Raw genomic sequence first — 15707 nt, 5'->3', positions numbered from 1 at the left:
GATGCGTTTAAATACTCTGTCTCCGGCCGAAGGCTCCAAAAAGGCGGGTAAACGCCTGGGTCGTGGTATCGGTTCTGGCCTCGGTAAAACCGGTGGTCGTGGTCACAAAGGTCAGAAGTCTCGTTCTGGCGGTGGCGTACGTCGCGGTTTCGAAGGTGGTCAGATGCCTCTGTACCGTCGTTTGCCGAAATTCGGCTTCACTTCTCGTAAAGCAGCGATTACAGCCGAAGTTCGTCTGTCTGACCTGGCTAAAGTAGAAGGCGGTGTTGTAGACCTGAACACGCTGAAAGCGGCTAACATTATCGGTATCCAGATCGAGTTCGCGAAAGTGATCCTGGCTGGCGAAGTAACTACTCCGGTAACTGTTCGTGGCCTGCGTGTTACTAAAGGCGCTCGTGCTGCTATCGAAGCTGCTGGCGGTAAAATCGAGGAATAAGTAGCAGATGGCTAAACAACCGGGATTAGATTTTCAAAGTGCCAAAGGTGGCTTAGGCGAGCTGAAACGCAGACTGCTGTTTGTTATCGGTGCGCTGATTGTGTTCCGTATTGGCTCTTTTATTCCGATCCCTGGTATTGATGCCGCTGTACTTGCCAAACTGCTTGAGCAACAGCGAGGCACCATCATTGAAATGTTTAACATGTTCTCTGGTGGTGCTCTCAGCCGTGCTTCTATCTTTGCTCTGGGGATCATGCCGTATATTTCGGCGTCGATCATTATCCAGCTGCTGACGGTGGTTCACCCAACACTGGCAGAAATTAAGAAAGAAGGGGAGTCTGGCCGTCGTAAGATCAGCCAGTACACCCGTTACGGTACTCTGGTGCTGGCAATATTCCAGTCGATCGGTATTGCTACCGGTCTGCCGAATATGCCTGGTATGCAAGGCCTGGTTATTAACCCGGGCTTTGCATTCTACTTCACCGCTGTTGTAAGTCTGGTCACAGGAACAATGTTCCTGATGTGGTTGGGCGAACAGATCACTGAACGAGGTATCGGCAACGGTATTTCAATCATTATCTTCGCCGGTATTGTTGCGGGACTCCCGCCAGCCATTGCCCATACTATCGAGCAAGCGCGTCAAGGCGACCTGCACTTCCTCGTGTTGCTGTTGGTTGCAGTATTAGTATTTGCAGTGACGTTCTTTGTTGTTTTTGTTGAGCGTGGTCAACGCCGCATTGTGGTAAACTACGCAAAACGTCAACAAGGTCGTCGTGTCTATGCTGCACAGAGCACACATTTACCGCTGAAAGTGAATATGGCGGGGGTAATCCCGGCAATCTTCGCTTCCAGTATTATTCTGTTCCCGGCGACCATCGCGTCATGGTTCGGGGGCGGTACTGGTTGGAACTGGCTGACAACAATTTCGCTGTATTTGCAGCCTGGGCAACCGCTTTATGTGTTACTCTATGCGTCTGCAATCATCTTCTTCTGTTTCTTCTACACGGCGTTGGTTTTCAACCCGCGTGAAACAGCAGATAACCTGAAGAAGTCCGGTGCATTTGTACCAGGAATTCGTCCGGGAGAGCAAACGGCGAAGTATATCGATAAAGTAATGACCCGCCTGACCCTGGTTGGTGCGCTGTACATTACCTTTATCTGCCTGATCCCGGAGTTCATGCGTGATGCAATGAAAGTACCGTTCTACTTCGGTGGGACCTCACTGCTTATCGTTGTTGTCGTGATTATGGACTTTATGGCTCAAGTGCAAACTCTGATGATGTCTAGTCAGTATGAGTCTGCATTGAAGAAGGCGAACCTGAAAGGCTACGGCCGATAATTGGTCGCCCGAGAAGTTACGGAGAGTAAAAATGAAAGTTCGTGCTTCCGTCAAGAAATTATGCCGTAACTGCAAAATCGTTAAGCGTGATGGTGTCATCCGTGTGATTTGCAGTGCCGAGCCGAAGCATAAACAGCGCCAAGGCTGATTTATTCGCATATTTTTCTTGCAAAGTTGGGTTGAGCTGGCTAGATTAGCCAGCCAATCTTTTGTATGTCTGTGCGTTTCCATTTGAGTATCCTGAAAACGGGCTTTTCAGCATGGAACGTACATATTAAATAGTAGGAGTGCATAGTGGCCCGTATAGCAGGCATTAACATTCCTGATCATAAGCATGCCGTAATCGCATTAACTTCGATTTATGGCGTCGGCAAGACCCGTTCCAAAGCCATCCTGGCTGCAGCGGGTATCGCTGAAGATGTTAAGATCAGTGAGCTGTCTGAAGGACAAATCGACACGCTGCGTGACGAAGTTGCCAAATTTGTCGTTGAAGGTGATCTGCGCCGTGAAATCAGCATGAGCATCAAGCGCCTGATGGATCTTGGTTGCTATCGCGGTTTGCGTCATCGTCGTGGTCTCCCGGTTCGCGGTCAGCGTACCAAGACCAACGCACGTACCCGTAAGGGTCCGCGCAAACCGATCAAGAAATAATCGGGGTGATTGAATAATGGCAAAGGCACCAATTCGTGCACGTAAACGTGTAAGAAAACAAGTCTCTGACGGCGTGGCTCATATCCATGCTTCTTTCAACAACACCATCGTGACTATCACTGATCGTCAGGGTAACGCGTTGGGTTGGGCAACTGCCGGTGGTTCCGGTTTCCGTGGTTCTCGCAAATCCACTCCGTTTGCAGCTCAGGTTGCAGCAGAGCGTTGCGCTGACGCCGTGAAAGAATACGGCATCAAGAATCTGGAAGTTATGGTTAAAGGTCCGGGTCCAGGCCGCGAATCTACTATTCGTGCTCTGAACGCCGCAGGTTTCCGCATCACTAACATTACTGATGTGACTCCGATCCCTCATAACGGTTGTCGTCCGCCGAAAAAACGTCGCGTATAACGCTTCGTTTTCCAGGTTTGTTGGAGAAAGAAAATGGCAAGATATTTGGGTCCTAAGCTCAAGCTGAGCCGTCGTGAGGGCACCGACTTATTCCTTAAGTCTGGCGTTCGCGCGATCGATACCAAGTGTAAAATTGAACAAGCTCCTGGCCAGCACGGTGCGCGTAAACCGCGTCTGTCTGACTATGGTGTGCAGTTGCGTGAAAAGCAAAAAGTTCGCCGTATCTATGGTGTGCTGGAGCGTCAGTTCCGTAACTACTATAAAGAAGCAGCACGTCTGAAAGGCAACACCGGTGAAAACCTGTTGGCTCTGCTGGAAGGTCGTCTGGACAACGTTGTATACCGTATGGGCTTCGGTGCCACTCGTGCAGAAGCACGTCAGCTGGTTAGCCATAAAGCAATTATGGTAAACGGTCGTGTTGTTAACATCGCTTCTTATCAGGTTAGTCCGAATGACGTTGTAAGCATTCGTGAGAAAGCGAAGAAGCAGTCTCGCGTGAAAGCCGCTCTGGAGCTGGCTGAGCAGCGTGAAAAGCCAACCTGGCTGGAAGTTGATGCTGGCAAGATGGAAGGTACGTTTAAGCGTAAGCCGGAGCGTTCTGATCTGTCTGCGGACATTAACGAACACCTGATCGTCGAGCTTTACTCCAAGTAAAGCTTAGTACCAAAGAGAGGACACAATGCAGGGTTCTGTGACAGAGTTTCTAAAACCGCGCCTGGTTGATATCGAGCAAGTGAGTTCGACGCACGCCAAGGTGACCCTTGAGCCTTTAGAGCGTGGCTTTGGCCATACTCTGGGTAACGCACTGCGCCGTATTCTGCTCTCATCGATGCCGGGTTGCGCGGTGACCGAGGTTGAGATTGATGGTGTACTACATGAGTACAGCACCAAAGAAGGCGTTCAGGAAGATATCCTGGAAATCCTGCTCAACCTGAAAGGGCTGGCGGTGAGAGTTCAGGGCAAAGATGAAGTTATTCTTACCTTGAATAAATCTGGCATTGGCCCTGTGACTGCAGCCGATATCACCCACGACGGTGATGTCGAAATCGTCAAGCCGCAGCACGTGATCTGCCACCTGACCGATGAGAACGCGTCTATTAGCATGCGTATCAAAGTTCAGCGCGGTCGTGGTTATGTGCCGGCTTCTACCCGAATTCATTCGGAAGAAGATGAGCGCCCAATCGGCCGTCTGCTGGTCGACGCATGCTACAGCCCTGTAGAGCGTATTGCCTACAATGTTGAAGCAGCGCGTGTAGAACAGCGTACCGACCTGGACAAGCTGGTCATCGAAATGGAAACCAACGGCACAATCGATCCTGAAGAGGCGATTCGTCGTGCGGCAACCATTCTGGCTGAACAACTGGAAGCTTTCGTTGACTTACGTGATGTACGTCAGCCGGAAGTGAAAGAAGAGAAACCAGAGTTCGATCCGATCCTGCTGCGCCCTGTTGACGATCTGGAATTGACTGTCCGCTCTGCTAACTGCCTTAAAGCAGAAGCTATCCACTATATCGGTGATCTGGTACAGCGTACCGAGGTTGAGCTCCTTAAAACGCCTAACCTTGGTAAAAAATCTCTTACTGAGATTAAAGACGTGCTGGCTTCCCGTGGACTGTCTCTGGGTATGCGCCTGGAAAACTGGCCACCGGCAAGCATCGCTGACGAGTAACCGGATCACAGGTTAAGGTTTTACTGAGAAGGATAAGGTCATGCGCCATCGTAAGAGTGGTCGTCAACTGAACCGCAACAGCAGCCATCGCCAGGCTATGTTCCGCAATATGGCAGGTTCACTGGTTCGTCATGAAATCATCAAGACGACTCTGCCTAAAGCGAAAGAGCTGCGCCGCGTAGTTGAGCCGCTGATTACTCTTGCCAAGACTGATAGCGTTGCTAATCGTCGTCTGGCATTCGCCCGTACTCGTGATAACGAGATCGTGGCAAAACTGTTTAACGAACTGGGCCCGCGTTTCGCGAGCCGTGCCGGTGGTTACACTCGTATTCTGAAGTGTGGTTTCCGTGCAGGCGACAACGCGCCGATGGCTTACATCGAGCTGGTTGATCGTTCAGAGAAAGCAGAAGCTGCTGCAGAGTAATCTGAAGCAACGTAAAAAAACCCGCCCCGGCGGGTTTTTTTATACCCGCAGTATCCCCACTTATCTACAATAGCTGTACTCTTTTTGTTCATCCCCTGGAGTATTTATGTGGTTACTTGACCAGTGGGCAGAGCGCCATATATCAGAAGCGCAAGCGAAAGGTGAGTTTGATAACCTGCCCGGTAGCGGCGAGCCATTGATACTTGATGATGATTCCCTCGTGCCACCGGAATTACGTGCGGGGTATCGCTTGTTGAAGAATGCAGGTTGCTTACCGCCAGAACTTGGGCAACGAAAGGAGGCAATTCAACTTCTGGATATCCTCAAAGGTATTCATCATGACGATCCGCAATATCATGAAGTTAGTCGTCGGTTGTTATTACTGGAGTTAAAGCTGCGACAAGCAGGATTGAGCACCGAGTTTTTACGTGGTGAGTATGCTGAAAAATTGTTGAATAAAATCAATGAGAACTAATGGAGTAAATATGTATCGTATTGGTGAACTGGCAAAAATGGCGGAAGTGACGCCTGACACGATTCGTTATTACGAAAAGCAACAAATGATGGATCATGAAGTGCGTACCGAAGGTGGTTTTCGTCTTTATACTGAAAGCGATCTCCAACGTTTGAAGTTTATTCGTCACGCCAGACAGCTCGGTTTCAGCCTTGAGTCGATCCGAGAATTACTGTCGATCCGTATCGATCCTGAGCACCATACCTGTCAGGAATCAAAAGGCATTGTGCAGGAAAGATTACAGGAAGTGGAAGCGCGGATAGCCGAGTTGCAGAGTATGCAACGTTCACTGCAACGGCTTAATGATGCCTGTTGTGGGACAGCCCATAGCAGCGTTTATTGTTCGATTCTTGAAGCTCTTGAACAAGGAGCGAGTGGCGTTAAGAGTGGCTGTTGATTTATTGCACTGGCGGGATTACACTCGCGCCGTTAAACAACCAACTGGAGTTTTTATGAGCCGATATCAGCATACGAAAGGGCAGATAAAGGATAATGCGATAGAAGCATTACTGCATGACCCCCTGTTCAGACAACGCGTAGAGAAAAATAAAAAAGGGAAAGGCAGCTATATGCGAAAAGGAAAACATGGCAATCGGGGGAACTGGGAGGCCAGTGGCAAGAAAGTGAATCGCTTTTTTACCACTGGCCTTCTGCTTTCTGGCGCTTGTTAAGAGCGGTTATTCTGCTCTTTCAGCAAATCACGAATTTCTGTCAGTAATACTTCTTCTTTAGTTGGTGCTGGAGCCGCCGCCGGTTCTTCTTTTTTCCGATTCAGTTTGTTGATTAGCTTAATCGCCATAAAGATGGCAAAGGCCACAATCAGAAAATCAAATACGTTTTGAATGAAGACGCCGTAATGCATAACAACAGCGGGTACATCCCCCTGCGCATCGCGTAATGTGACAGCAAACTGTTTAAAGTCGATCCCGCCAATTAATAAACCCAGTGGCGGCATGATGATATCAGCAACCAGTGAAGAGACGATCTTACCGAATGCGGCGCCGATAATGACACCTACAGCCAAATCCACTACATTCCCGCGCATCGCAAATTCGCGAAATTCTTTAATAATGCTCATGTTATTCTCCCTATGAAACTGACATTTATAAGTCTAACAAATGTTAAGCCATTTTCCTGCCAGGAATGAATTTAATTAATCCTTGATAATCAAAGGGAAATAATAAGGCGTCATTAGACGCCTTATTAATTACAAAAAGAAAGGGCTTGGCTGGAAGAGTCTTTCGACGTCGGTAATAAACTTTTTATCTGTGAGGAACATAATTACGTGATCGCCTTGCTCAATGCGTAAATTATCATTAGCAATCATCACGTCGTTTCCACGTACCACCGCACCGATAATTGTCCCAGGCGGCAGTTTAATTTCATCAATAACCCGACCAACAACACGAGAAGTGCTCTCATCACCGTGAGCAACGGCTTCAATAGCTTCAGCCACACCACGACGGAGTGAAGAAACACCAACGATATCTGCTTTTCGCACGTGACTAAGCAACGCAGAAATAGTTGCTTGTTGCGGTGAAATCGCAATATCGATCACGCTTCCTTGAACCAGATCCACATAAGCGCGACGTTGGATCAACACCATCACCTTTTTCGCCCCCATACGTTTGGCAAGCATGGCGGACATGATATTGGCTTCGTCATCGTTGGTGACGGCAATAAACAGATCAACTTGATCAATATGTTCTTCAGCCAGCAGTTCCTGATCCGACGCATCGCCAAAAAAGACGATCGTATTCTGTAACTTTTCCGCCAGTTCGGCAGCGCGCTGTTGATTACGTTCGATGAGTTTGACGCTGTAATCTTTTTCCAGACGACGCGCCAGTCCAGCGCCGATATTGCCGCCGCCTACCAGCATAATCCGCTTATACGGTTTTTCCAGACGTTGTAATTCGCTCATCACCGCGCGGATATGCTGTGAAGCGGCAATAAAGAACACTTCATCACCAGCTTCAACGATGGTCGAACCTTGCGGACGAATGGGGCGATCGTGGCGGAAAATTGCTGCCACACGAGTATCGATATGTGGCATATGTTCGCGCATGGTCGAAAGTGCATTACCAATCAGCGGGCCACCATAATAGGCTTTAACCACAGCCAGACTGACTTTACCCTCAGCGAAGTTCACCACCTGCAATGCGCCGGGATACTCAATCAGTCGGTAAATATTATCGATAACCAACTGCTCTGGCGCGATCAGATGATCAATCGGTACGGCATCAGAATGGAATAGCTTATCAGCATCTCGAACGTAGTCCGGCGAGCGGATACGAGCGATGCGATTAGGGGTGTTGAAAAGTGAGTAAGCTACCTGGCAGGCAACCATATTAGTTTCATCTGAACTGGTTACAGCAACCAGCATATCGGCGTCGTCGGCACCTGCCTCTCGCAATACGCGTGGATGAGAGCCATGCCCCTGCACAACACGCAGATCAAATTTATCCTGCAAGGTCCGCAGACGCTCACCATTAGTATCGACAACGGTAATATCGTTGTTCTCGCCAACCAGGTTTTCCGCCAGCGTGCCGCCAACCTGACCGGCACCCAGAATGATAATTTTCATCAGTCGCGACCCGTTATCTCATCACTTTTTGATTAGCTTAGCGTAAAAGAAGCCGTCACCGTCTTCGGCGCCTGGAAGATTTTGCTTACCAGGTTGCTCAGGTGTTCCTGTTTCGCAAAGTACGGCATCATCAGTACGTTGCAAAAAGGCTTTAATCTGCTGGCTATTCTCTTCCGGCAACACCGAACAGGTAGCATAAACCAGGGTTCCACCGGATTTTAAATGTGGCCAGATGGCGTCAAGGATTTCAGACTGCAACTGAGCGAGTTCCGGGATATCGCGATCGCGACGCAACCATTTAATATCCGGATGGCGACGAATCACACCGGTTGCCGAACAAGGCGCATCTAATAAAATGCGATCAAACTGTTGCTCGCCACACCATTGGGAAGGGTAACGACCATCACCTTGTTTCACGATTGCCTTCATACCAAGGCGTTTTAAATTGTCGTAAACGCGAGAGAGCCGTTGCTCATCAATATCGACCGCCAGCACTTGCGCTTCTGGTGCCACTTCAAGGATATGCGTTGTTTTACCGCCGGGGGCGGCACAAAGATCCAGAATGTATTCACCATTTTGTGGAGCAAGCCAGGTCATGCAACCTTGTGCTGATGCATCCTGAACGGTAACCCATCCTTCTTCAAAACCGGGTAGCGCATGAACAGGTGCGGGTGTTTCCAGGCGTACAGCATCCGGGTAATCCGCATGTGGGAAGCCTTGCATACCAGCCTCTTCCAGAAGTGCAATCCAGTTATCGCGGGAATTATGCATACGATTAACGCGCAGCCACATTGGCGGACGCTGGTTATTGGCTTCGACGATGGATTGCCACTGCTCTGGATACGCTTTTTGCAGACGCTTCAGCAACCAGGAAGGATGTAGATAACGTGCATCACTGGCATTAAACTCGGCTAATAACTCTTCTTGCTGACGCTGGAACTGGCGTAACACGCCGTTAATCAGCCCCTTAAGTTGCGGGCGCTTAATTGCGACAGCACCTTCAACCGTTTCAGCCAGCGCAGCATGAGGTGGAATGCGGGTATAAAGCAGTTGATACAAACCAACCATAATCAGGTAATGCACAGTACGCTGTTTGCCAGTCATCGGACGGGCCATTAACTTATTAATCAGCCAGTCTAGCTGTGAGAGCGTACGCAATACGCCAAAGCACAACTCTTGAAGAAGGGCTTTGTCTTTATCGGAAACTTTTTGCTGTAGCGGTGGCAGAATGTTGCTTAATGATTGCCCTTGTTCGACGACTTGTTCAACGGCCTGGGCCGCCATGCTACGTAAATTACGTTGTTTTTTCATAAGTATAAAAATGCCCGGCAAGACCGGGCTTAAAAGAGTGAACTATCAGGCCAGACGGTTGCCCGGAACAAACCATTCCCGACGAGAATTCAGGAGGTCTTGCGCGCTCATCGCTTTCTTACCCGCAGGTTGTAACGAGAGCAGGTTCAGGATGCCATCACCAGTTGCAACCTGGATGCCTTGTTTGTTGGCTTCAAGGATCGTTCCTGGCGCAGCCTTTGTTGGCGTATCAATGACCGACGCTTTCCAGACCTTAACCGGCTGTCCTTCAATTTCCAGCCAGCTCATCGGCCATGGATTGAAAGCGCGAATGCAGCGTTCAAGCTGTGCTGCCGAAAGTGACCAGTCAATACGTGCTTCTTCTTTACTTAGCTTTTCAGCGTAAGTGACAAGAGTTTCGTCCTGAACTTCTGGTTTCGCCGTCCCGTCTGCCAGTTGTTTCAACGTGGTGATAAGCCCTTGTGGGCCAAGCTCTGCCAGCTTGTCGTACAGCGTACCACTGGTATCTTCTGCAGTGATCGGGCAGGAGAGTTTATAAAGCATATCGCCAGTGTCCAAACCGACATCCATTTGCATAATGGTCACGCCGGTTTCTGCATCTCCCGCCCATAACGAACGTTGGATTGGCGCGGCACCGCGCCAGCGAGGCAGCAGTGAACCATGAACATTGATACAGCCGAGACGTGGCATCTCCAGCACAGCTTTAGGCAGAATCAGCCCATAGGCGACGACAACCATAACATCAGCTTGCAGGTCAGCGACCAGTTGCTGGTTTTCTTGTGGACGCAAAGAAACAGGCTGAAAAACGGGTAAGCCTTTTTCTTCAGCCAGCATTTTGACCGGACTTGGCATCAGCTTTTTGCCGCGCCCTGCTGGTCGGTCGGGTTGGGTAAACACGCCAACAACGTTATGTCCAGAAGACAACAGCGCGTCAAGATGACGCGCTGCAAAGTCAGGTGTACCCGCAAAAATAATACGTAGTGATTCTGACACGTTAGTTCTTATCCTTAAGCCCGGGCTTTCAGACGATCCAGTTTTTCAACTTTCTGACGAATACGTTGTTGTTTCAGCGGTGACAGATAATCCATAAACAGTTTGCCAACCAGGTGATCCATCTCATGCTGAATACAGATGGCTAACAGGCCGTCTGCTTCCAGTTCAAATGGTTTACCGTCGCGGTCCAGGGCGCGAATTTTAACTTTCTCAGCGCGTGGCACTAAAGCACGTTGTTCAGGGATCGACAGGCAACCTTCTTCAATGCCTGTTTCGCCGCTTTTTTCTAAAAGCTCCGGATTGATTAGCACCAGCCGTTCGTCACGGTTTTCCGAAACATCAATAACAATGATACGTTGATGGATATCAACCTGGGTTGCAGCCAGGCCAATACCTTCTTCTGCGTACATCGTCTCGAACATATCATCGACGATACGCTGAATTTCTGCATTCACTTCTTCTACCGGTTTAGCAACTTTGCGAAGCCGCTCGTCCGGAATATGTAACACTTGCAAAACTGACATAAATCTCCAGAGATGTGTTCAGGAGTTAGAAAGATTATTTCTTCTATTCTAGACAAATCCCCCTCTGATTGACAGCATCACTGACCAATCGCAAAGATTGCTAAGGCTGCTTATGGCAGGGAGATAAGGATGGTCGATACAGAAATTTGGCTGCGTCTGATGGGCATCAGCAGCTTGTACGGCGATGATATGGTTCGTATCGCTCACTGGCTGGCAAAACAGTCGTATATTGATGCGGTTGTATTGCAGCAAACAGGGCTTACATTGCGGCAGGCACAACGCTTTCTTTCATTTCCGCAAAAGAGTATTGAAAGCTCACTTTGTTGGCTTGAACAACCCAATCATCATTTAATTCCTGCGGATAGCGAATTTTATCCTCCTCAACTTCTCGCAACGGTTGATTATCCCGGTGCTCTGTTTGTTGCCGGGGGGCTTCCCGCATTGCGATCATTTCAGCTTGCCGTCGTGGGAAGTCGTGCTCATTCATGGTATGGCGAGCGATGGGGACGATTATTTTGCGAATCGCTGGCGACACGTGGCGTAACGATTACCAGTGGGCTGGCGCGTGGAATCGACGGTGTGGCACATAAAGCGGCGGTACAGGTAAATGGCGTTAGTATTGCGGTCTTGGGAAATGGACTCAATACCATCCATCCGCGTCGCCATGCTCAACTCGCCGCTAGTCTGCTTGAACAGGGAGGCGCTATCGTTTCCGAATTTCCGCTGGATGTTCCGCCACTGTCTTACAATTTCCCGCGAAGAAATCGCATTATCAGTGGTCTAAGTAAAGGTGTACTGGTGGTAGAAGCTGCTTTACGTAGTGGTTCTTTGGTGACAGCACGTTGTGCGCTTGAACAGGGGCGAGAAGTTTTTGCCTTGCCCTGTCCATTAGGGAGTCCGGGAAGCGAAGGACCTCACTGGTTAATAAAACAAGGTGCGACTCTTGTGACGGAGCCGGAAGAAATCCTGGAAAATTTGCAATACGGATTGCACTGGTTGCCAGATGCCCCTGAAAATTCATTTTATTCACCGGATCAGGAAGACGTGGCATTGCCATTTCCTGAGCTCCTGGCTAACGTAGGAGATGAGGTAACACCTGTTGACGTCGTCGCTGAACGTGCCGGCCAACCTGTGCCAGAGGTAGTTACTCAACTACTAGAACTGGAGTTAGCAGGGTGGATCGCAGCAGTACCCGGCGGCTATGTCCGATTGAGGAGGGCATGCCATGTTCGACGTACTAATGTATTTGTTTGAAACCTATATTCACACAGAAGCTGAGCTGCGTGTGGATCAAGACAAACTTGAACAGGATCTTACCGATGCAGGATTTGATCGAGAAGATATCTACAATGCCCTGCTTTGGCTGGAAAAGCTTGCGGATTATCAGGAAGGACTGGCAGAGCCAATGCAACTGGCCTCGGATCCACTCTCCATGCGTATTTATACCCCGGAAGAGTGTGAAAGACTGGATGCCAGCTGTCGTGGTTTTCTGCTTTTCCTTGAGCAAATTCAGGTGCTTAACCTTGAAACCCGTGAAATGGTGATAGAGCGAGTGCTCGCGCTGGATACCGCAGAGTTCGACCTGGAAGACTTGAAATGGGTAATCCTGATGGTGTTGTTCAATATTCCGGGCTGCGAAAATGCGTACCAGCAAATGGAAGAATTACTCTTTGAAGTGAATGAAGGTATGCTGCATTAATCATTTCTTTAATTCAGCATAAGTTGTTATGGCGAAATCAGCACTGTTCACGGTGCGTAATAATGAGTCCTGCCCAAAGTGCGGGGCTGATCTGGTTATTCGATCCGGGAAACACGGTCCGTTTCTTGGGTGCTCACAGTATCCGGCGTGTGACTACGTCCGTCCTCTGAAATCTTCAGCGGATGGGCATATCGTCAAAGTTCTGGAGGGGCAAGTTTGCCCTGCATGTAGCGCAAATCTGGTATTACGCCAGGGACGCTTTGGTATGTTTATTGGCTGCAGTAACTACCCTGAATGCGAACATACTGAACTTATCGATAAACCGGACGAAACGGCAATTACATGTCCCCAATGTCGGACGGGTCATCTGGTCCAGCGCCGCTCCCGTTATGGCAAAACATTCCACTCCTGTGATCGCTACCCGGAGTGTCAATTTGCTATTAACTTCAAACCCATAGCCGGAGAGTGTCCTGAGTGTCACTATCCGCTACTCATCGAAAAGAAAACCGCGCAGGGTGTTAAACATTTCTGTGCCAGTAAACAATGTGGAAAGCCGGTTTCGGCGGAATAATAACGTGAATAATAACCTGCAAGGAGACGCTATCGCGGCTGCGGTAGATGTCCTCAATGAAGAACGTGTCATCGCCTATCCAACGGAAGCTGTTTTCGGTGTCGGGTGCGATCCTGATAGCGAAACTGCAGTGATGCGACTGTTGGAGTTAAAACAGCGTCCGGTTGATAAGGGGCTGATTTTAATCGCAGCAAATTACGAGCAGCTCAAACCTTATATCGATGACAGCATGCTGACGGACGCGCAGCGTGAAACCATTTTTTCCCGCTGGCCAGGTCCTGTCACCTTTGTCTTTCCCGCGCCTGCGACAACACCGCGCTGGTTGACGGGGCGCTTTGATTCGCTTGCTGTACGAGTCACCGACCATCCATTGGTGATTGCTTTGTGCCAGGCTTATGGTAAACCGCTGGTTTCTACTAGTGCCAACTTGAGTGGATTGCCACCTTGCCGGACAGTAGACGAAGTTCGCGCACAATTTGGCGCGGCGTTCCCGGTTGTGCCTGGTGAAACGGGGGGGCGTTTAAATCCTTCAGAAATCCGCGATGCCCTGACGGGTGAACTGTTTCGACAGGGGTAACATAATGGAAATCTATGCTGTTTTTGGTAATCCGATAGCCCACAGCAAATCGCCATTCATTCATCAGCAATTTGCTCAGCAACTGAATATTGAACATCCCTATGGGCGCGTGTTGGCACCCATCAATGATTTCATCAACACACTGAACGCTTTCTTTAGTGCTGGTGGTAAAGGTGCGAATGTGACGGTGCCTTTTAAAGAAGAGGCTTTTGCCAGAGCGGATGAACTCACTGAACGGGCAGCGTTGGCTGGTGCTGTTAATACCCTCAAGCAGTTAGAAGATGGGCGCCTGCTGGGTGACAATACCGATGGCGTAGGTTTGTTAAGCGATCTGGAACGTCTCTCTTTTATCCGCCCCGGGTTACGTATCCTGCTCATTGGCGCTGGCGGGGCATCTCGCGGTGTACTACTGCCACTTCTTTCCCTGGACTGTGCGGTGACAATCACTAATCGGACGGTTTCCCGCGCGGAAGAGTTGGCTAAATTGTTTGCGCATACTGGCAGTATTCAGGCGTTGGGTATGGACGAACTGGAAAGTCATGAGTTCGATCTCATTATTAATGCAACATCCAGTGGCATCAGTGGTGATATTCCCGCGATCCCAGCATCGCTCATCCATCCAGGTATTTGTTGTTATGACATGTTCTATCAGAAAGGAAAAACACCTTTTCTGGCATGGTGTGAGCAGCGAGGCTCAAAGCATAATGCTGATGGTTTAGGGATGCTGGTGGCACAGGCGGCTCATGCCTTCCTTCTTTGGCATGGCGTTCTGCCTGATGTAGAACCGGTCATCAAACAATTGCAACAGGAGCTGTCGGTGTGAATCAGGCCATCCAGTTTCCAGACAGGGAAGAGTGGGACGAGAATAAAAAATGTGTATGTTTTCCCGCTCTGGTGAATGGTATGCAACTGACATGTGCGATCTCTGGCGAGAGCCTGGCGTATCGCTTTACTGGAGATACGCCAGAACAGTGGTTAGCGAGTTTTCGTCAGCATCGCTGGGACCTGGAAGAAGAAGCGGAAAACTTAATTCAGGAACAAAGTGAAGATGATCAAGGCTGGGTCTGGTTACCCTGATCCAGATATTCGTCTTTCCATTTGACGTAATTATTCGCGGAATAGCGTAACCCAGCCTTCTCTTCATCACTTAACGGGCGGATCTGTTTGACGGGGCTACCGAGATACAGATATCCGCTCTCCAGCCGTTTATTTTGTGGGACCAGGCTACCCGCCCCAATCATCACATCATCTTCTACTACTGCGCCATCAAGTAAAATTGAGCCCATCCCAACCAACACTCGATTGCCAATGGTGCAGCCGTGGAGCATCACTTTATGTCCAACCGTAACGTCTTCGCCGACGATTAACGGATTGCCTTGTGGATTAGCCGTTGATTTATGGGTCACGTGTAAGACGCTGCCATCCTGGATATTGGTTCGGGCGCCGATCTGAACATAATTAACATCACCACGAATTACAACAAGTGGCCAGATCCCCACATCATCGGCCAACCGAACATCACCAATAATCACACTGCTACTGTCAATCATGACTCGCTGACCGATTTTTGGAAAAAGATCCCGGTATGGGCGTAGAGTGTCTGACATACTTACCTCAACGAAAAATGATTTATCTATGACTTTGGGTGCTTTATTAGCCTTGCGCAAGTGTTTTGCTATGTAAAAATGCGCCATTTTGCATGTGAATGCAGCAAAGAGGCTGAAAAAAGAACAAACAGAAAAAAAGATCAAAAAAGTACTTGTGCAAAAAATTGGGATCCCTATAATGCGCCTCCGTTGAGACGACAACGTGAAACACTTCACAAGATGGTCGTAACAACGAAGAGAAAAATCCTGAAATTCAGGGTTGACTCTGAAAGAGGAAAGCGTAATATACGCCACCTCGCGACAGTGAGCTGAAAGCCGCGTCGCAACTGCTCTTTAACAATTTATCAGACAATCTGTGTGGGCACTCGAAGATACGGATTCTTAACGTCGCAAGACGATAAA

23 protein-coding genes are annotated in these 15707 nt (G+C 49.1%); 17 read left to right on the top strand and 6 right to left on the bottom strand.

The genetic code is table 11. The features are described from left to right. Position 1: 1 nt before the first annotated feature. The 11 genes from rplO (at position 2) to arfA (ending at position 6110) form a co-directional block, all read left to right on the top strand. The gene (gene rplO, locus A7Z29_RS20645; protein WP_001238917.1) at positions 2–436 is read left to right on the top strand and encodes a 50S ribosomal protein L15; all 435 of its coding nucleotides are present in this window, start codon (positions 2–4) and stop codon (positions 434–436) included. A gap of 7 nt (positions 437–443) precedes the next feature. Continuing rightward, positions 444–1775 carry a preprotein translocase subunit SecY gene (gene secY, locus A7Z29_RS20640; protein WP_001118861.1) on the top strand — a complete coding sequence of 444 codons (1332 nt, stop codon included), beginning with the start codon at positions 444–446 and terminating at the stop codon, positions 1773–1775. A gap of 31 nt (positions 1776–1806) precedes the next feature. Next, positions 1807–1923, top strand: coding sequence for a 50S ribosomal protein L36 (rpmJ, locus tag A7Z29_RS20635; protein ID WP_000868187.1), 117 nt, complete (start codon positions 1807–1809; stop codon positions 1921–1923). Between the two features lie 146 nt (positions 1924–2069). Further along, positions 2070–2426, top strand: a complete 357-nt coding sequence (gene rpsM / locus A7Z29_RS20630) for a 30S ribosomal protein S13 (protein ID WP_000090775.1) — start codon at positions 2070–2072, stop codon at positions 2424–2426. Between the two features lie 16 nt (positions 2427–2442). Beyond that, a complete protein-coding gene (gene rpsK, locus A7Z29_RS20625; RefSeq protein ID WP_001029684.1) occupies positions 2443–2832 on the top strand; it encodes a 30S ribosomal protein S11 in 390 nt (129 codons plus the stop codon). A 33-nt stretch (positions 2833–2865) separates the two neighbouring features. Continuing rightward, a complete protein-coding gene (gene rpsD / locus A7Z29_RS20620) occupies positions 2866–3486 on the top strand; it encodes a 30S ribosomal protein S4 (RefSeq protein WP_000135224.1) in 621 nt (206 codons plus the stop codon). A gap of 25 nt (positions 3487–3511) precedes the next feature. Continuing rightward, positions 3512–4501 carry a DNA-directed RNA polymerase subunit alpha gene (locus A7Z29_RS20615; protein ID WP_001162094.1) on the top strand — a complete coding sequence of 330 codons (990 nt, stop codon included), beginning with the start codon at positions 3512–3514 and terminating at the stop codon, positions 4499–4501. Positions 4502–4541: 40 nt separating this feature from the next. Then, the gene (gene rplQ / locus A7Z29_RS20610; protein ID WP_001216368.1) at positions 4542–4925 is read left to right on the top strand and encodes a 50S ribosomal protein L17; all 384 of its coding nucleotides are present in this window, start codon (positions 4542–4544) and stop codon (positions 4923–4925) included. A 106-nt stretch (positions 4926–5031) separates the two neighbouring features. Continuing rightward, positions 5032–5400, top strand: a complete 369-nt coding sequence (locus A7Z29_RS20605; RefSeq protein ID WP_105290748.1) for a DnaJ family domain-containing protein — start codon at positions 5032–5034, stop codon at positions 5398–5400. A 10-nt stretch (positions 5401–5410) separates the two neighbouring features. Beyond that, positions 5411–5836: a Zn(2+)-responsive transcriptional regulator gene (zntR, locus tag A7Z29_RS20600; RefSeq protein WP_000285598.1), complete on the top strand. Its 426-nt coding sequence runs from the start codon at positions 5411–5413 to the stop codon at positions 5834–5836. Positions 5837–5891: 55 nt separating this feature from the next. Continuing rightward, the gene (gene arfA / locus A7Z29_RS20595) at positions 5892–6110 is read left to right on the top strand and encodes an alternative ribosome-rescue factor ArfA (protein ID WP_000092701.1); all 219 of its coding nucleotides are present in this window, start codon (positions 5892–5894) and stop codon (positions 6108–6110) included. On the opposite strand, the gene mscL is transcribed toward arfA, so the two are convergent. The 5 genes from mscL to def all read right to left on the bottom strand — a co-directional run bounded on the left by mscL (position 6107) and on the right by def (position 10851). Further along, positions 6107–6517, bottom strand: a complete 411-nt coding sequence (gene mscL, locus A7Z29_RS20590) for a large-conductance mechanosensitive channel protein MscL (RefSeq protein WP_000022446.1) — start codon at positions 6515–6517, stop codon at positions 6107–6109. The two genes, arfA and mscL, sit on opposite strands and share 4 nt — an antisense overlap. Positions 6518–6646: 129 nt before the next feature. Then, positions 6647–8023 carry a Trk system potassium transporter TrkA gene (trkA, locus tag A7Z29_RS20585; protein WP_000691382.1) on the bottom strand — a complete coding sequence of 459 codons (1377 nt, stop codon included), beginning with the start codon at positions 8021–8023 and terminating at the stop codon, positions 6647–6649. A 21-nt stretch (positions 8024–8044) separates the two neighbouring features. Beyond that, positions 8045–9334, bottom strand: coding sequence for a 16S rRNA (cytosine(967)-C(5))-methyltransferase RsmB (gene rsmB / locus A7Z29_RS20580; RefSeq protein WP_085461313.1), 1290 nt, complete (start codon positions 9332–9334; stop codon positions 8045–8047). A 45-nt stretch (positions 9335–9379) separates the two neighbouring features. Then, positions 9380–10327: a methionyl-tRNA formyltransferase gene (gene fmt, locus A7Z29_RS20575; protein WP_000004442.1), complete on the bottom strand. Its 948-nt coding sequence runs from the start codon at positions 10325–10327 to the stop codon at positions 9380–9382. Between the two features lie 14 nt (positions 10328–10341). Continuing rightward, positions 10342–10851 (bottom strand): peptide deformylase, encoded by a 510-nt coding sequence (gene def, locus A7Z29_RS20570; RefSeq protein ID WP_000114984.1) that lies wholly within the window; start codon positions 10849–10851, stop codon positions 10342–10344. Between the two features lie 129 nt (positions 10852–10980). Here def and dprA point away from each other — a divergent pair, with 129 nt between their 5' ends. The 6 genes from dprA to A7Z29_RS20540 are packed head-to-tail and all read left to right on the top strand — an operon-like array spanning position 10981 to position 14775. Beyond that, entirely contained in the window at positions 10981–12105 is a 1125-nt protein-coding gene (gene dprA / locus A7Z29_RS20565; protein WP_105290747.1) for a DNA-protecting protein DprA, read from the top strand. Then, a complete protein-coding gene (gene smg, locus A7Z29_RS20560; RefSeq protein WP_000460672.1) occupies positions 12077–12550 on the top strand; it encodes a DUF494 family protein Smg in 474 nt (157 codons plus the stop codon). The genes dprA and smg overlap by 29 nt, the downstream gene beginning before the upstream one ends. 28 nt (positions 12551–12578) lie before the next feature. Then, entirely contained in the window at positions 12579–13121 is a 543-nt protein-coding gene (locus tag A7Z29_RS20555; protein ID WP_010346159.1) for a DNA topoisomerase family protein, read from the top strand. Positions 13122–13125: 4 nt separating this feature from the next. Next, positions 13126–13698, top strand: coding sequence for an L-threonylcarbamoyladenylate synthase type 1 TsaC (tsaC, locus tag A7Z29_RS20550; RefSeq protein ID WP_010346162.1), 573 nt, complete (start codon positions 13126–13128; stop codon positions 13696–13698). A 4-nt stretch (positions 13699–13702) separates the two neighbouring features. Further along, positions 13703–14521 (top strand): shikimate dehydrogenase, encoded by an 819-nt coding sequence (gene aroE, locus A7Z29_RS20545; protein ID WP_000409177.1) that lies wholly within the window; start codon positions 13703–13705, stop codon positions 14519–14521. Further along, a complete protein-coding gene (locus A7Z29_RS20540; RefSeq protein WP_001070563.1) occupies positions 14518–14775 on the top strand; it encodes a DUF1488 family protein in 258 nt (85 codons plus the stop codon). The genes aroE and A7Z29_RS20540 overlap by 4 nt, the downstream gene beginning before the upstream one ends. Here A7Z29_RS20540 and A7Z29_RS20535 read toward each other — a convergent pair. Further along, complete coding sequence (locus A7Z29_RS20535; RefSeq protein ID WP_123058432.1) at positions 14751–15305, bottom strand: gamma carbonic anhydrase family protein; 555 nt, start codon at positions 15303–15305, stop codon at positions 14751–14753. The genes A7Z29_RS20540 and A7Z29_RS20535 overlap by 25 nt on opposite strands. Positions 15306–15707 lie beyond the last annotated feature (402 nt).

This window comes from Escherichia sp. MOD1-EC6842 (assembly GCF_002965705.1).
In the GTDB taxonomy this organism is placed as follows: Bacteria; Pseudomonadota; Gammaproteobacteria; order Enterobacterales; family Enterobacteriaceae; genus Escherichia; species Escherichia ruysiae.
The sequence above is the reverse complement of the archived record's forward strand: the minus strand, read 5'-3'. Positions and strand labels throughout refer to the sequence as shown.

What these genes read in the sequence shown, in the direction of transcription:
- rplO (WP_001238917.1), top strand. Translation starts at nt 2, where the DNA reads ATGCGTTTAAATACTCTGTCTCCGGCCGAAGGCTCCAAAAAGGCGGGT.
- secY (WP_001118861.1), top strand. Translation starts at nt 444, where the DNA reads ATGGCTAAACAACCGGGATTAGATTTTCAAAGTGCCAAAGGTGGCTTA.
- rpmJ (WP_000868187.1), top strand. Translation starts at nt 1,807, where the DNA reads ATGAAAGTTCGTGCTTCCGTCAAGAAATTATGCCGTAACTGCAAAATC.
- rpsK (WP_001029684.1), top strand. Translation starts at nt 2,443, where the DNA reads ATGGCAAAGGCACCAATTCGTGCACGTAAACGTGTAAGAAAACAAGTC.
- rpsD (WP_000135224.1), top strand. Translation starts at nt 2,866, where the DNA reads ATGGCAAGATATTTGGGTCCTAAGCTCAAGCTGAGCCGTCGTGAGGGC.
- A7Z29_RS20615 (WP_001162094.1), top strand. Translation starts at nt 3,512, where the DNA reads ATGCAGGGTTCTGTGACAGAGTTTCTAAAACCGCGCCTGGTTGATATC.
- rplQ (WP_001216368.1), top strand. Translation starts at nt 4,542, where the DNA reads ATGCGCCATCGTAAGAGTGGTCGTCAACTGAACCGCAACAGCAGCCAT.
- A7Z29_RS20605 (WP_105290748.1), top strand. Translation starts at nt 5,032, where the DNA reads ATGTGGTTACTTGACCAGTGGGCAGAGCGCCATATATCAGAAGCGCAA.
- zntR (WP_000285598.1), top strand. Translation starts at nt 5,411, where the DNA reads ATGTATCGTATTGGTGAACTGGCAAAAATGGCGGAAGTGACGCCTGAC.
- arfA (WP_000092701.1), top strand. Translation starts at nt 5,892, where the DNA reads ATGAGCCGATATCAGCATACGAAAGGGCAGATAAAGGATAATGCGATA.
- mscL (WP_000022446.1), bottom strand. Translation starts at nt 6,517, where the DNA reads ATGAGCATTATTAAAGAATTTCGCGAATTTGCGATGCGCGGGAATGTA.
- trkA (WP_000691382.1), bottom strand. Translation starts at nt 8,023, where the DNA reads ATGAAAATTATCATTCTGGGTGCCGGTCAGGTTGGCGGCACGCTGGCG.
- rsmB (WP_085461313.1), bottom strand. Translation starts at nt 9,334, where the DNA reads ATGAAAAAACAACGTAATTTACGTAGCATGGCGGCCCAGGCCGTTGAA.
- def (WP_000114984.1), bottom strand. Translation starts at nt 10,851, where the DNA reads ATGTCAGTTTTGCAAGTGTTACATATTCCGGACGAGCGGCTTCGCAAA.
- dprA (WP_105290747.1), top strand. Translation starts at nt 10,981, where the DNA reads ATGGTCGATACAGAAATTTGGCTGCGTCTGATGGGCATCAGCAGCTTG.
- smg (WP_000460672.1), top strand. Translation starts at nt 12,077, where the DNA reads ATGTTCGACGTACTAATGTATTTGTTTGAAACCTATATTCACACAGAA.
- A7Z29_RS20555 (WP_010346159.1), top strand. Translation starts at nt 12,579, where the DNA reads ATGGCGAAATCAGCACTGTTCACGGTGCGTAATAATGAGTCCTGCCCA.
- aroE (WP_000409177.1), top strand. Translation starts at nt 13,703, where the DNA reads ATGGAAATCTATGCTGTTTTTGGTAATCCGATAGCCCACAGCAAATCG.
- A7Z29_RS20535 (WP_123058432.1), bottom strand. Translation starts at nt 15,305, where the DNA reads ATGTCAGACACTCTACGCCCATACCGGGATCTTTTTCCAAAAATCGGT.